11 protein-coding genes are annotated in these 14,829 nt (G+C 69.6%); 4 read left to right on the forward strand and 7 right to left on the reverse strand.

The window, feature by feature from the left end:
* Positions 1–79: 79 nt before the first annotated feature.
* The 4 genes from BLQ49_RS19475 to BLQ49_RS19490 form a co-directional block, all read right to left on the reverse strand.
* Positions 80–3,397, reverse strand: coding sequence for a GAF domain-containing hybrid sensor histidine kinase/response regulator (locus BLQ49_RS19475; protein ID WP_091718674.1), 3,318 nt, complete (start codon positions 3,395–3,397; stop codon positions 80–82).
* Positions 3,394–4,725, reverse strand: coding sequence for an O-antigen ligase family protein (locus tag BLQ49_RS19480; RefSeq protein ID WP_244507687.1), 1,332 nt, complete (start codon positions 4,723–4,725; stop codon positions 3,394–3,396). Before BLQ49_RS19480 ends, BLQ49_RS19475 begins: the two co-directional genes overlap by 4 nt.
* Before the next feature lie 182 nt (positions 4,726–4,907).
* Positions 4,908–6,356: an amino acid permease gene (locus BLQ49_RS19485; protein ID WP_091718676.1), complete on the reverse strand. Its 1,449-nt coding sequence runs from the start codon at positions 6,354–6,356 to the stop codon at positions 4,908–4,910.
* A gap of 129 nt (positions 6,357–6,485) precedes the next feature.
* Complete coding sequence (locus BLQ49_RS19490; protein WP_091718678.1) at positions 6,486–7,016, reverse strand: hypothetical protein; 531 nt, start codon at positions 7,014–7,016, stop codon at positions 6,486–6,488.
* Positions 7,017–7,167: 151 nt separating this feature from the next.
* Between BLQ49_RS19490 and BLQ49_RS19495 the strand changes: the two genes are divergently transcribed.
* A complete protein-coding gene (locus tag BLQ49_RS19495) occupies positions 7,168–8,295 on the forward strand; it encodes a PA0069 family radical SAM protein (RefSeq protein ID WP_091718680.1) in 1,128 nt (375 codons plus the stop codon).
* Positions 8,296–8,316: 21 nt separating this feature from the next.
* On the opposite strand, the gene BLQ49_RS19500 is transcribed toward BLQ49_RS19495, so the two are convergent.
* The 3 genes from BLQ49_RS19500 to BLQ49_RS19510 are packed head-to-tail and all read right to left on the reverse strand — an operon-like array spanning position 8,317 to position 10,914.
* Positions 8,317–9,003 carry a ribonuclease HII gene (locus BLQ49_RS19500; RefSeq protein ID WP_091718682.1) on the reverse strand — a complete coding sequence of 229 codons (687 nt, stop codon included), beginning with the start codon at positions 9,001–9,003 and terminating at the stop codon, positions 8,317–8,319.
* Between the two features lie 38 nt (positions 9,004–9,041).
* Positions 9,042–10,088: a glycosyltransferase family 4 protein gene (locus tag BLQ49_RS19505; RefSeq protein WP_091718684.1), complete on the reverse strand. Its 1,047-nt coding sequence runs from the start codon at positions 10,086–10,088 to the stop codon at positions 9,042–9,044.
* A 10-nt stretch (positions 10,089–10,098) separates the two neighbouring features.
* The gene (locus tag BLQ49_RS19510; RefSeq protein WP_091718686.1) at positions 10,099–10,914 is read right to left on the reverse strand and encodes a UDP-2,3-diacylglucosamine diphosphatase; all 816 of its coding nucleotides are present in this window, start codon (positions 10,912–10,914) and stop codon (positions 10,099–10,101) included.
* Positions 10,915–11,425: 511 nt separating this feature from the next.
* On the opposite strand from BLQ49_RS19510, the gene BLQ49_RS19515 reads away from it, so the two are divergent.
* From BLQ49_RS19515 to BLQ49_RS19525, 3 genes are all read left to right on the forward strand, one after another.
* Positions 11,426–12,634 carry an aminotransferase class V-fold PLP-dependent enzyme gene (locus BLQ49_RS19515; RefSeq protein WP_091718688.1) on the forward strand — a complete coding sequence of 403 codons (1,209 nt, stop codon included), beginning with the start codon at positions 11,426–11,428 and terminating at the stop codon, positions 12,632–12,634.
* 102 nt (positions 12,635–12,736) lie between these two features.
* A complete protein-coding gene (locus tag BLQ49_RS19520) occupies positions 12,737–13,678 on the forward strand; it encodes a D-2-hydroxyacid dehydrogenase (protein ID WP_091718690.1) in 942 nt (313 codons plus the stop codon).
* Positions 13,679–13,951: 273 nt separating this feature from the next.
* Positions 13,952–14,815: an NADP-dependent methylenetetrahydromethanopterin/methylenetetrahydrofolate dehydrogenase gene (locus tag BLQ49_RS19525; protein WP_091718692.1), complete on the forward strand. Its 864-nt coding sequence runs from the start codon at positions 13,952–13,954 to the stop codon at positions 14,813–14,815.
* Positions 14,816–14,829: the final 14 nt, after the last annotated feature.

A 14,829-nucleotide genomic window follows, 5' to 3' on the forward strand; every position in this document is an offset into this window, starting at 1 on the left:
CGTCTGTGCCACACGTCCTGAAGTCGCGCCCCTTGCTCGGGTCGCTCTGCTGGCGAGGGCGCCGATCAAAAGCGGCAGTTCACGCCGCGCGCAGCTGCCGGATCGCCCGCAGGGTCGTCGCCCGCTGCACCTCCAGGCGCCGGATCAGTGGGATCAGGTCGGCGCCCGCATGGGCGGCGGCCTCGACCTCCCGGCACAGGCTCGACAGGCCGACGAAGCCCAGAAGCCCGGCCGCCGCCACCAGGGCATGCGCGTCGTGGGCGATCTGGAGCCGGTCGGTCTCGCTCGGCCGGAACCGCTCGGACAGTTCGTTGGCCAGGAGGTCCAGCAGGGCGCCGACACGGTCGGTCCCGAAGTTCGCCTCCATCTCGGTGAGCACCGCGGCATCGAGGATCGCAGCATCGACCCGGCCGGCGAGACGCGATTCCTCCGGCCGGCTCGGGCGGCGCGCGCCCGGCGCCGTCCAGCGGCTGATCGTGGCGAACAGGTCGGCCCGGCGGAACGGCTTGCCGACGTAATCGTCCATGCCGGCCTCACGCAACTCCTCGACTTGGGTCGGCAGCACGTTGGCGGTCATGGCCACGATCGGGATGTCGCAGGCGGGGCGGGCGAGGGCCCGGATCCGCCGGGTGGCCGTAAGGCCGTCGACCCGGGGCATCTGCACGTCCATCAGCACGAGGTCGTAGGGGTGCCCGGCCGCCACCGCGGCGGCGACCGCCGTGATCGCCTCGGCTCCGTCGCCGGCCACCTCCACCGCATAGCCCTGCGATTCGAGCACCGCGCAGGCCAATTCCTGGTTGAGCGGAACGTCCTCCACCAAGAGGAGGCGCAGCGGCGTCGCGAGGGCCTCCGGCGCCGGAGGCGAGGGCCGGATGCCAGCTCCCGCCGGGACGACGCGGCTCTGGGCGACCTCGGCACCCCGCGGCAGCGTCAGGCGGAACCAGAAGGTCGAACCCGCGCCCTCCCGGCTCTCGACGCCGATCTCGCCGCCCATGAGGGTCACGAGGTGTCGGGAGATGGCGAGCCCAAGGCCGGTCCCGCCGAAGCGCCGGCTGATCGAGCCGTCCACCTGGCTGAAGCGCTTGAATAGGCGGTCCTGCTGGGCGGGCGCGATGCCGATACCCGTATCGGTCACCGCGAAGCGGATGATGTCGCCGGGAGCGCCATCGGGGGCCCGGCCCGCGCCCTCCCGCTGCACGGTCACGGACACGGAGCCTGCCGGCGTGAACTTCACGGCGTTGTTCATCAGGTTGAGGAGCACCTGCCGCAGGCGGCCGGCATCGCCCACTACGGTCTTGGGCAGCTCCGGATCGATTCGGGCCTCGATCGCGAGACCGCTGCGGATCGCGCTGCCGCGCACGATCGAGACCGCGGCATCGACGGTGGAGACCAGCGGGAACGCCACCGGATCGAGGCTCAGCTCGCCGGCCTCGATCTTGGAGAAATCGAGGATGTCGTTGACCACCGTGAGCAGGGCCGCGCCGGAACTCTGGATCAACTCCAGGCGGCGGCGATCCTCGTTCCGGAGGGTGCCCTCATCGAGGAGCAGGTCGGCATAGCCGAGGATGCCGTTGAGCGGTGTGCGGATCTCATGGCTCATGGCGGCCAGGAACTCGCTCTTGGCCTCGCTCGCCCGCTCGGCCTCGGCACGGGCCGCCTCGGCGTCCCGGGTGGCCGCCCGCAGGGCCGCCTCGGCCGCCTTGCGCTCGGTGACGTCGAGATAGAGGCCCACCATGCGCCGCGGCTGCCCCTTGGCCCCGAACACCGTCCGCCCGCGGGCATAGAGCCAGCGCCCGCCCACCCGGAACTCGGCCGCGTAGGGTGTCGAGGTCTCCACCGCCCGCCGGATCTCGTTCCAGACGTCGCCGACATCCTCGGGATGCAGCAGGGCCGTCCACTCGGCGGCCGGCAGGGTGTGCGGCGCACCCGTATCCGGCAGCCCGTGCATGCGCGCGCTCTCGGGGCTCAGGGTAGCGAGCCCGGTGCGCATGTCCCAATCCCAGGTCCCGGCCTCCGCGGCATCGAGGGCGATGCCGAGCAGGCCACGGGCCTCCTCGACGGCCAGCCGCGCGGTGACGATGTCGTCTACGTCGAGGGCGGTGCCGAGCCACTCTGCCACGGCGTGGTCCGTGGGATCGAGGCGAATCGGGATCAGCGACAGCTTGTGCCAGCGGTAGACGCCGTCGTGGCGGCGGATCCGCCACTGCCCGCTGAACCCCTCGCCGGTGGCGAGCGCCCGGTCCCAGGCCGCTTCCATGGCGGCGGCATCATCGGGGTGGTTGCGGGCGAGCCGCTCGGCCCGGTCCGGCCCGATGGGCCCGTAATAGGTTTGGAACTGCGCGTTGACGTAGGTCGCGCGTCCGTCGCCGACCCGCATGGTCCAGACCAGGAGCGGCAGGGCCTCGGCCAGGCCGCGGTAGCGCAGTTCGCTGCGGCGCACCTCGTCCTCGGCCCGGCGCCGCTCGCTCATGTCGATCAGCACGCCGATGAGGCCGACGCTGCCTCCATCCGCGCGGCAGACGCCGCGCACGACGACGTCGCGGATCTCGCCATCGGGCCGCAGCAGCCGGGCCTCGAAGTCGAAGCTTGTCCGGCGCGCGATGGCGTCGGCGACGATCGCCTCCAGCCGGGCCCGGTCGTCGGGATGATAGAGCTGCGCGAAGGCATCGAGGCGCGGCGGAGGCGCCCCGGGATCGCGGCCGGCGATAGTGTAGAGGCTTGCCGACCAGACCGGCTGGCCGTCGGCAAGGTCCACCCGCCAGTTGCCGACGCTGGCGAGCTGCTCGGCCATGGTGAGCTGCTGGTTGGCTGCCTCCTGGGCCCTGGCGCGGGCGTTGATCTCGCGGTGCTGCTCGCGGATCAGGGCTTCGCGGATCGCCGCCTGCTCGATCGCGCGGCCCCGGCGGGCATTGGCCTCGGTCAGCCGCAGATGGGCGAGGACGATCTCGGCGAGATCGCGGAAGGCGGCCTCCTCGCTCTCCGAGAACCCGTCCCGGGGTTCCGGATCGATCAGGCAGAAGGTGCCGACCCGCAAGCCCGGCCGCAGACTGAGGGGCAGGCCCGCATAGAAGCGGAAGCCTCCTTCGGCGGCGACGCCCGGCATGTCGCGGAACCGCGGATCGACCCGGGCATCGGGGACGACCAGCAGGTCGTCACTGCGGATCGTGTGATCGCAGAGGCCGTGCTCGCGCGGGATCGCCCCCGGCACCTCGATGCAGGGTGTCTTCGGCCACAGCTCCGTCGCGTCGATGAAGTTCACGAGGGCGTTGCGCACCCCGAACAGGCGGCGGGCTGTGCGGCAGACGGCGTCGAAATGCGGCTCCGGCGCCGTGCCCAGGATCCCGAGGGCGTTCAGGGCCGCGAGCCGCTCCCCCTCGCTGGCCGTCTGTCTGTTCACGTGACCGCCTCCGGGCGCGGATTGCGCGGCGCTCCGCTCGTCCCGGGGAAGCGATGGCCCGCCGCGGGGGGCGTTTCAAGCGCGCCGGGGCGCGGCCTGCCCGCGCGCAGCCGCACGGCTTCGAGCGCCCAGACCATGCCGAGCATCATGTAGACGTGGCGCCACTTCTCGATATCGATCTGGAAGGCCTGCAGGAAGAACATCAGCAAGGCCGGCCAGACGATCTGCGCGTAGGCCCGGACCGGCGACGGCCGCGCCAGGAGCCGGAACCCGACGAAACTCGTCGTCAGCACCAGGCCGATGAACACGGCCCCTCCGAGCCATCCGCCATTGGCGAAGGAGCCGATATAGGAGTTGTGCGGTTCCAGCCCAAAGACCAGCCGCCAATGCATCGGCCCCATCCCGAACGGGCGCTCGATCAGCATGGCGAAGCCCCGGATCTGGTTGCCGAAGCGGCCGGTCTCGCCCTGATCGTAATCCTGGGTCAGCGCGGCGCGGGTCTCGAACATCTTGTGGACGTGATCGACCGAGAGCAGGCCGATCACCGCGATTGTGCCGAGCACCAGGGTCGCGAGGGTGAGGAGTACGATGCGGCGGCGCAGGCGGACCGAGGTGCTGCCCGCGTAGACCGAGCCGACCATAAGGATCACCGCGACGGCGCTTCCGCCCCAGGAGCCGCGGGAGAACGACAGGAAGATGCCGGCCACGATGATCAGCAGGCCGGCGAGCGAGGCCAGGGGCCGGCGGGCCGTCCCGGTGAGCAGGCCGTGCATCAGGTAGAGGGCGCCGAGCGTCAGGAACGAGCCGAACACGTTCGGGTCCTGGAAGGTGCCGGACGCCCGGTCGTACTTGTAGAACAGGTCCTCGATGCCGAGCCACTGGAGGTACCCAACGATCCCGAGGGCCGCTGAGAACACGCAGCTCGCTGTGTAGGCCTTGAGCGCCAGATCCATCCGGGCCCGGGTGTCGTCCGCGAAGAACATGGCGAAGAAGATGCAGGTGATCGTGAGATAGATCAGCTGGATTGTCCAAGTGACCGGAAACTCCTCGTTGAGATACGGCAGCAGTGCGCTGACGATCGCCGCGAGGTAGAGGAGCAGCAGGGCGAGCAGCGGCACCATCCCCCGGTGCAGGCGCACGCCGAGGCAGAGCCACAGCAGGATCGTGGGGATCGCCACTGCGTCGTAGGGCGACGTGTCCGAGAAGGCGAAGCAGGCGAAGAAGATGAAGGCCGCAAACAGCGCCTTCGCCAACGCCTCGACGGCAACGCGGAGCGGGATACCGGAGGCGTCGCCGGACGGGGCGCCGGCGGCTACGCTGTGGGCCATGATACGCGGGCTCCACGGGCCGGATACGCAGGCCCGCAGCCGCCAGGATGCCAATCAATGGTTGAGAATCGACTTAGCGGTGCGATCACGGGATCGGGCTGGTCTTGGCGGAGGTTTGTGGGGATCGGGTATCTTGCCCGGGTGGAATAACCCGCGTCCCGCCAGCCCTATCGTGAAGGGTGCTACGCCGCGTTGCTCTCCTTACGGCGCAGGACCGAGTGCTTCCGCCCGTAGAAGAAATACACGACCAGCCCGATCGCCATCCAGATCACCAGCCGCAGCCACGTGTCGAGCGGCAGGCCGACCATCAGCAGCAGGCAGGACAGGATGCCGAGGATCGGCACCACCGGAACCGCGGGGGCGCGGAACGGGCGTTTCATGTGGCGGTCGGTCCGGCGCAGGTAGATCACCGCGCCGCAGACCAGGATGAAGGCCGCGAGCGTCCCGATGCTCACCATCTCGCCCAGGATGTTGATCGGCACCAAAGCTGCCACCAGCGCCACCGCGATCCCGATCAGCGCCTGGCTGCGGTAGGGCGTCTGGTAGGTCGGGTGGACGTGGGAGAACGTCTTCGGCAGCAGGCCGTCCTGCGCCATGGTGAAGAAGATCCGGCTCTGGCCGTAGAGCAGCACGAGGATCACCGTGGTCAGCCCGGTCAGCGCGCCGAGCTTGATCAGCAGGGAGAACCAGCCGATGCCGATCACGTCGACACCCTTGGCGATCGGGTCGGGGACGTTCAACTCCTTGTAGGGGACCAGGCCGGTGAGCACCGCCGCCACCAGCACGTACAGGATCGTGCAGACGGCGAGCGAGCCCAGGATGCCGATCGGCATGTCCTTCTGCGGCCGGCGCGCTTCCTGGGCCGCGGTCGAGACCGCGTCGAAGCCGATGAAGGCGAAGAACACTACGCCGGCCCCGCGCAGGATGCCGCTATAGCCGTAATGCCCGAAGGTGCCGTCGTTGTCGGGGATCAGCGGGTGCCAGTTCGCCGTGTTCACGTGCCCCCAGCCGAGCGCGATGAAGGCCACCACCACGGTGAGCTTCACCGCCACCATGATGTTGTTGAAGCGGGCGGATTCCTTCGTGCCACGCATCAGCAGGAGCGTGATCAGCGCCACGATCAGCACGGCCGGCAGGTTGAACAGGGCGGTGCCGCCGCCGTCGATCGGCGTGCCTGGCGCGTGGGCGAACTGCGCGGGAATTACGATCCCGACATCCTTCAGGATGCTGGTGACGTAGCCCGACCAGCCCACCGCCACGGTGGCGGCCCCCATGGCGTATTCGAGGATCAGGTCCCAGCCGATCAGCCACGCGAAGAACTCGCCGAGCGTCGCGTAGGTGTAGGTGTAGCTCGATCCCGCCACCGGGATCAGCGCCGCCATCTCCGAGTAGCACAGGCCGACGAACGCGCAGGCGATGCCGCCGAGCACGAAGGACAGCATGATTCCCGGCCCGGCATATTGCGCTGCGGCCGTGCCGGTCAGCACGAAGATGCCGGCACCGATGATCGCGCCGATGCCCATCGCGGTGATCGACAGGGCACCGAGCGTTTTCGAGAGCTGCTGCTCACCCTCGCCACTTTCGAGGATGGAATCGACGGATTTCCGCCCCATCAGGCCCGACGCATCCATCGCAACATCCTCCCGGGGCAGGTCAGCGTGCCCCCGCGCAGGGTGGGACCGCAAATCCTTTGCCATAGGCTCAGAGTTGTAGAGGCGACGGGACCGACAACAACGTAGCGAATCGCAATATTCTTCGGATCAGGCCCGGTCGATACGGGCGATCAACGGACGGACCTTGAGGCGCGCTGCGAAGGTCGGCCCGCGCCGCAGAGCCTCGCGCCGGACCACGTCGCCCGCCCTGGCCCGGGGGGCGCCGGTCAGGGTCTCGATCCGGCCGACGAGGCGGGCCGGCCAGCCGGCGGCCGGACGGCGCAGGCGGCCGAGGCCGGTCTCCGGCCGGGCGGTGCCGACAAAGCGGTCGAGGGTGCGAATCCAGCCCTCGGCCGGAACATCCCCGGCCTCCAGGCACAGAATCCAATCCCGTCGCGCTACCGCAGCGCCCGCCGTGTAGGGGCTGCCGCCGCCGTGGACCACGAGAGTCGCGCCGGTCGCCTCGGCAACGGCCGCGACCGCTTCGCTCGCGTGGCCCGACACGATCACGGCGTCGCCGATCAGCCCACCGGCGACACCGGAGACGAGCACACCGAGGGTATCGGCTAAGCGATCGATCGCGTCCGGCTGAGCCGGGTCGGCCAGATAGGTCACCGCAGAGAGCATGAGCGCGCGCATAGACGATTTTGCGCTGCCGTAAACCATTCCCGTGTCTCTGAAAGGTACGGACGTCGCTGAGAAACGCGTACACGTGGGATTTGCCCGAAAAACAGGCGCTCTCCAAGAGAATGTTCGCTATATGTTTCACGTGAAACTGAGGGGATTCCTCATGGCGGGCGATGCGGCTGGTTCGCAGGACGGGTCGAGACCAGGGTCTGCACGGCGGTTCGCCGCCAGCACGACGCCCGAGGCGGGGCGCCGCGGGCGTGGGGCGACCGCCAATCCCACCGGCCGTTTCGAGACGGCGCGGCGGGAAACCTTCCACGATCCGGAATGGGCGGACGACGCTCCCGTTCCGCTGCGCACGCAGGTGACGCCGGAGCGGTCGGCGCGGATCATCGCCCGCAACACGTCGCCCGACATCCCGTTCGACCGCTCGATCAACCCGTATCGCGGCTGCGAGCACGGCTGCATCTATTGCTACGCGCGGCCGACCCATGCCTGGCTCGGCCTATCGCCGGGGCTCGACTTCGAATCACGCATCTTCACCAAGCCGGACGCGGCCCAGCTGCTCCTGCGAGAACTCGCGGCGCCGGGCTACAGCCCGGACACGATCGCGCTGGGCACCGCCACCGATCCCTATCAGCCGATTGAGCGCACCCACCGCATCACCCGCGCGGTGCTGGAGGTGCTGCGGGACGCGCGGCACCCCGTCGCCATCACCACGAAATCCGACCTCGTGCTGCGCGATCTCGACATCCTGACCGAGATGGCCGCCGATGACCTTGTCCTCGTCGCGATCTCGCTGCCGACCCTGGATCCGGATCTCGCCCGGAGGCTCGATCCCCGCGCGCCGCGCCCGGACAAGCGCCTCGCCGCGATGGCGCGCCTGAGCGCGGCGGGGGTGCCCGTGATGGTCAACGTCTCGCCGATCATCCCGGGTCTGACCGACCACGAGATCGAGGCAATCCTCGCCCGGGCCCGGGAGCACGGTGCGAGCCGCATCGGTCATGCCCTGCTGCGGCTGCCCGGCGAAGTCGCCGACCTGATGGCCGACTGGTTCGCCGAGCACTATCCGGAGCGGAAGGACCGCGCCTTCGCGCTGCTGCGGCAGGCCCGCGGCGGCCGCGAGAACGACCCCCGGTTCGGCCACCGCTTCCGCGGCGAGGGCGCCTACGCGGCGATGATCAGCCAGCGCATCCGTATCGCCGGGACCCGGCTCGGGTACGGCTTCGGCCGGATGGCGCTGAACCGGGAGGCGTTCCGCCGGCCTGGGGCGCAACTGGCGCTGTTCTGAGGAAGCGCCCTGGTCAAGATCTCAGGGCTCCGCCCTGAGATCCCGCCCAAGGGCTCGCCCTTGGGGAACCCCATCGAACCCGCGGGTGAAGCTGAGGCGATGGTGCGGGCTCCGGCCGAGGCGGGTCAGGCCGGCCCGGTGAACGGCCGTGCCGTAGCCGACGTTGCGCTCCCAGCCGTAGCCCGGGTGGCGCAGGGCGAGGCGCCGCATCAGCGTGTCGCGAAATATCTTGGCGACGATCGAGGCCGCAGCGATCTGCGGAACCAGACGGTCGCCGCCGACCACCGCCCGGCCGGGCAATCCAGGCAGCGCGTCGCGCCCGTCGACCAGGACGGGTGCCGCGATCCCCAGCCGGGCGACCGCGCGCGCCATGGCGTCGAGGGTGGCGGCGCGGATGTTGATGCGGTCGATCAGCCCCCGGGAGCCGGCCGAGACGGCGACGCGGGCCGCCGCGCGGATCAGGGGCGCGAGCCGGTCCCGCTCGGGCTCGGGGAGGCGCTTGCTGTCGTCGAGGGCGGCGAGCAGGTCGGGCGGGATCGCCGCGGGATCGAACCAGACCGCCGCCACCACGACCGGGCCGCACAGAGCCCCGCGCCCGACCTCGTCGCAGCCGATCGCCGGGGGATAGGCGGCGGCACGGGACGGATCGAACGGACGCGCCGACACGCGGGCGGACGTTCTGGCGGCGGACGAGCGGGCAGGCGGCATGGCATGCTCCTGCCATCCCGGCCTCGGGCCGTCACCTGTCAGGCGGCGTCCCGGACACGGCGCTCGCCGCCATGCGCCTCGATGATGTTGCCGAAGAACTGGCGTGCGCTCACATCCCAGCCCCGGCGCAGGGCCTCGCCCCGGCACTCGGCCCGGGACAGGTCGAGGGCGGTGAGCGCCGCGGCCCGCAGGTCATGGTCGAGGACCCCGACCCGCGTGCCTCCGATCACGTCGTTCGGGCCGGGCACCGGGAAGGCCGCCACCGGCAGGCCGCAGGCCATGGCCTCCAGCAGTACGATCCCGAACGTGTCGGTCAGGCTCGGGAACACGAACACGTCGCAGGCCGCGTAGATCGCCGCGAGCGCCGCCCCCGTCCGGGTACCGAGGAACCGCGCCCTCGGCGCCAGCCCCTGAAGCCGCCCCCGGTCCGGTCCGTCGCCGACCACGACCTTGGTGCCGGGCAGGTCGAGCTTCAGGAAGGCAGCGATGTTCTTCTCCACCGCCAGCCGGCCGACATAGAGGAACAGCGGCCGCGGCAGGTCGGCGAGCTCCGCAGGCGGCGGCGTGCCGGGGGCGGCCGGGCGGAACCGCTCGGTATCGACCCCGCGGGTCCAGCGCATCAGGTGGGTGAAGCCGCGGGCCTCCAGCTCGCCCTGGAGGGACGCGGTGCTCACCATCGTGCCGCGGGCAGCCCCGTGGAACCGGCGCAGATAGGCATAGGACCACGCCTCCGGCACCGGCAGGCGGGCGGCGAGGTATTCGGGAAACCGCGTGTGGTAGCTCGTCGTGAAGGGCAGACCGTGCGACAGGCAGTGCCGCCGCGCCGCATACCCGACCGGACCCTCGGTGGCGATGTGGACATGGGTCGGCTGCTCCACCCGCCAGCGTTCCGCAACCCGCGCCCGCGCGGCGTAGGCCAAGCGGATCTCCGGGTATCCCGGCATCGGCAGGGACGGGAAATCCGCCGCCGACAGCAGGGTCGTCTCGAAGCCGTGCTCGGGGGCGCGGCGGACCATCTGCTCCAGGGAGCGCACCACGCCGTTGACCTGCGGGTGCCACGCGTCGCTGGCGATCAGGAGCTTCACGACCGGGACCTCACGCCACCGCGCGCCGGTCCGGGACCGCCTGCGGCACGGTTTCCGCCGCGCGGGCGCGCAGGATGCTCGGGTAGTGCAGAACCTCGATGCGGCCGTCGTAATGCTCCACCATCCCGGTGCAGGATTCCACCCAGTCACCGGTGTTGAGGTAGCGCAGATCGCCGATCGGCCGGTCGGCCGCGTGGTGGATGTGGCCGCAGATCACGCCGTTGGCGCCCTGCCGCCGGGCCTCCTCGGCCAGGATCGTCTCGAACCGGCCGATGAAGCTGACGGCGTTCTTCACCCGCAGCTTCGCCCAGGCCGACAGCGACCAATAGGAAAGGCCGACCCGCCGCCGCACTTTGTTGAGCAACGTGTTGAGGGTCAGCGCCAGCGTGTAGGCGCCGTCGCCGAGATGGGCGAGCCACGGCGAGTGGCGGACCACCATGTCGAACTGGTCGCCGTGGATCACGAGGTAACGCTTCCCGTCGGCCGCCTCGTGGATCGCGGTCTCGGCCACTTCGATGCCGCCAAAATTCATGCCGACATAGTCGCGCAGGAACTCGTCGTGGTTGCCCGGCAGGTAGACGATCTTGGCGCCCTTGCGGACCTTGCGCAGGAGCTTCTGGACGACGTCGTTGTGTTCCTGCGGCCAGTACCAGCCGGAACGCAGCTGCCAGCCGTCCACGATATCCCCGACGAGGTAGATCGTGTCGGCGTCGTAGTCCCGCAGGAACGACAGCAGCAGCCCGGCCTGACAGCCGCGCGTACCGAGATGCAGGTCGGACAGGAACAGCGTCCGGACCCGGACCGGCATCTCCTCAACCTCGGCCACGGCTTCCTCTCCCGGCGGCGAACGGTGCCGGGATCCAGAGCGCGATCCCATCTCAGTTTGATGACGCGATCCCGCGACATCTGCCGCAGGTTGCGTGCGCCGCGGCGAGGTTTCTCAACCGAAGATCGGCTTCGCTGCGGCGCACAAAAAATTTTTTTGGCAAGTTCCGGAAGTTTTTCCGGTTTTCCTTTCGAGCTTCACCGCCTCATAATACCAGGAACTGGCGGCCTATAAGGGTCCGGCCGGGCGTAGACAGGAAGGCGGCGAGGACGGCCCAGGGGCCGTTGGACGGGACGGCCATTCGGAGGCGACCGGCGCGCGGGGGCGCGCCGCGACGCGAGCGGCATGAGGCCGCCTGCCGCTCCGCAGCGCCCCCCACTTCACGGCCCTGGCAGGCGTTTGACGGTGCGCGGAACGCGCCGCGACCGCTGCTGGACCGACTCCCGAAGACATTTTGGACAACCGGCGTGGGCGCGAGCCCGCCCGCAACGGATTATTCGGAGGAAACATCATGGCCGCAACCCGGCGCCCCGGTCGCAACCACCTCTTCATCCCGGGCCCCACCAACATCCCCGATCGCGTCCTGCGCGCCATGCATGTGCCGTCGGAGGATCACCGCTCGCCGAGCTTCCCGGAGCTGGTGAAGCCGCTGCTGCAGGATTCCAAGATGGTGTTCGGCTCGACCGCCGGGACCGTGATCCTGTTCCCGTCCTCGGGCACCGGCATCTGGGAATCGGCCCTGTCCAACACCCTCTGCCGCGGCGACACGGTGCTGACCTCGCGCTACGGCCAGTTCAGCCACCTGTGGGTCGACATGGCCCAACGCCTCGGCCTCGATGTGGTCGTCCAGGAGGAGGAGTGGGGCACCGGCGCCGATCCGCAGAAGATCGAAGAGGCCCTGCGGGCCGACAAGGACCATAAGATCAAGGCCGTGATGGTCGTCCACAACGAGACCGCCACAGGCGTCACCAGCGACATCGGCGCGGTGCGCAAGGCGATCGACGCCGCCGGCCATCCGGCGCTGCTGTTCGTGGACGGCATCTCGTCGATCGGCTCGCTGCCGTTCTACATGGACGACTGGAAGGTCGATTGCGCCATCGCGGGCTCGCAGAAGGGCTTCATGCTGCCGGCCGGCCTCGGCCTGATCTGCATCAGCCAGAAGGCGCTCAAGATCGCCGAGGGCGGCACCGGCCGTAACGACCGGCTCGGCCACGCCTACTTCGCCTGGAAGGATCAGCTCGCCGCCAACGCCACCGGCTACTTCCCCTACACCCCCGTCCTGCCGCTGCTCTACGGCCTGCGCGAATCCCTGGCGATCGTGAAGGAGGAGGGGCTGGAGAACGTCTACCACCGCCATCACGTGCTCGCCGAGGCGACCCGTCAGGCCGTGGCGGCTTGGGGCCTCAAGCCCTGCGCCAAGGAGCCCAAGTGGAACTCCGACACAGTCACGGCGATCGTGGTGCCGGAGGGCGCCGACGCCGCCAAGGTGATCACCCACGCCTACGAGCGCTACAACCTCTCGCTGGGTGCCGGCCTGTCGAAAGTCGCCGGCAAGGTGTTCCGCATCGGCCACCTCGGCGACCTGAACGAGCTGTCGCTACTGGGCGCCATCGCGGGCGCCGAGATGGCCATGATCGATTGCGGCATCAAGGTCACGCCGGGCTCGGGCGTCGCCGCCGCCTCCAGCTATCTGCGCGAGAATCCGCTGCATAAGGCGTGAGCCGCGCACGCGATCGGGGCGGGGCCGGGTTGCCGGGCCCGCCCCGACGCGCAAGAAGAACAAGACTATCGAGGAAACCGCCCGTCGTCCGAGAGGGGTCCTATGACCAAGAAGATCGTGTTCCTGGACCGTGAGTCCCTCGACGCGAAGGTTCGGCCATTCAACTTCCCGCACGAATACGTCGAGCATGACTCGACCTGGACGCCGGAAGAGATCGTCTCCCGCCTCCAGGGGGCGGAGATCGCGCTGATCAACAAGGTCCCGATGCGGGCCGAGACGCTGAAGCAGCTCCCTGACCTGAAGCTGATCGCGGTCGCCGCCACCGGCACCGACGTGGTCGACAAGGCCCAGGCCAAGGCGCAGGGCATCACGGTCGTCAACATCCGCAATTACGCGTTCAACACGGTGCCCGAGCACGTGGTCGGGCTGATGTTCGCCCTGCGACGGGCGATCGTGCCCTACGCCAACTCGGTCAAGCGCGGCGATTGGGCGAAGTCCAAGCAGTTCTGCTACTTCGATTATCCGATCTACGACATCGCCGGCTCGACGCTCGGCATCGTCGGCTACGGGGCGCTCGGCAAGTCGATCGCCAAGCGGGCCGAGGCGCTCGGCATGAAGGTCCTCGCCTACGACGTGTTCCCGCAGGAGGGGCTCGTCGATTTCGAGACGATCCTCGCGCAGTCGGATGTCATCACGCTGCACGTGCCGCTGACCCCCGACACCAAGGGGATGATCGGCGCCGCCGAACTCAAGAAGATGAAGAGAAGCGCCATCCTCATCAACACCGCCCGGGGCGGGCTGGTGGACGAGGCGGCTCTGCTCGACGCCCTCAGGGACGGCACCATCGCGGGCGCGGGTTTCGACGTGGTGGCGCAGGAGCCGCCCAAGGATGGCAACATCCTGTGCGAGGCCGACCTGCCGAACCTGATCGTCACCCCGCACGTGGCCTGGGCGAGCAAGGAGGCGATGCAGATCCTGGCCGATCAGCTCGTCGACAACGTCGAGGCCTTCGTCGCGGGCAAGCCGCAGAACGTGGTGGAGTAGCGCTGCGTTCTCCCTCCCCCTTTGCGGGGGAGGGTGGCCCCTGCGTGAGCAGGGGTCGGGAGAGGGGAACCCGGGTCCGGAGAAAGCGGGGCCTTCACGAGAGGCCGCGCAAAATTCTGCACCGTCGCTCCCCTCTCCCGACCCCCTTCGGGGGCCACCCTCCCCCGCAGAGGGGGGAGGGGGATGCGCGGATCCCGGCCCTGACTCCGATCACGATTGAAAAAAAACACCCTGACGGCGCCTCACGGGCGCGACTCAAAGGTCCCAAAAGAAATGACGAAGAAACTGCTGTTCCTGTTCGACACCGATGCCGTGCCGAACGTGTTCGACACGGTCGTCGGCTACGACGGCGGCGCGGACCACATCACCGGCTATGGCGGCGTGAATCCCGACAACGTCGGCGCGCTGGTGGACGGCACGATCTACACCCGCGGCGGCTCCGAGAAGAAGTCGACGGCGATCTTCGTCGGCGGCGGCAGCATGGCGGCGGGCGAAGAGCTGTTCACCGCCGTCAAGAAGCGGTTCTTCGGCCCGTTCCGGGTCTCGGTGATGCTCGATTCCAACGGCTCCAACACCACGGCCGCCGCGGGCGTCGCGCTGGTGGCCAAGGCCGCCGGCTCGCTCCAGGGCAAGAAGGCCGTCGTGCTGGCCGGCACCGGTCCGGTCGGCATGCGCTCGGCCGCGCTGCTCGCCGGCGAGGGCGCCGAGGTGACGATCGCGGGCCGCGCGCTGGACAAGACCCAGGCTGCCGCGGACCAGATCAACCAGCGTTTCAAGGTCAACGTGAAGGCCGCCGCCACCCCCGACGAGGCCTCCCGCGTCGCCCTGGTGAAGGGCACGAACCTCGTGTTCTCCGCCGGCGCCATCGGCGTCGAGCTGCTGCCGGAGGCCGCCTGGGCGCAGGAATCGTCCATTGAGTTCGTGGCCGACTACAACGCCCAGCCCCCGACCGGCATCGGCGGCATCGACGTGATGGACAAGGGCAAGGAGCGCAACGGCAAGCAGGCCTTCGGGGCGCTGGGCATCGGCGGCCTGAAGCTCAAGCTGCACCGGGCCTGCGTCGGCCAGCTCTTCGAGAGCACCGATAAGGTGCTCGACGCCGAGGAAATCTACGCGCTCGCCAAGTCGATGGCCTGAGCGGGGAGGGGCCC

It is taken from the genome of Methylobacterium phyllostachyos (assembly GCF_900103445.1).
GTDB classification, from domain to species: Bacteria; Pseudomonadota; Alphaproteobacteria; order Rhizobiales; family Beijerinckiaceae; genus Methylobacterium; species Methylobacterium phyllostachyos.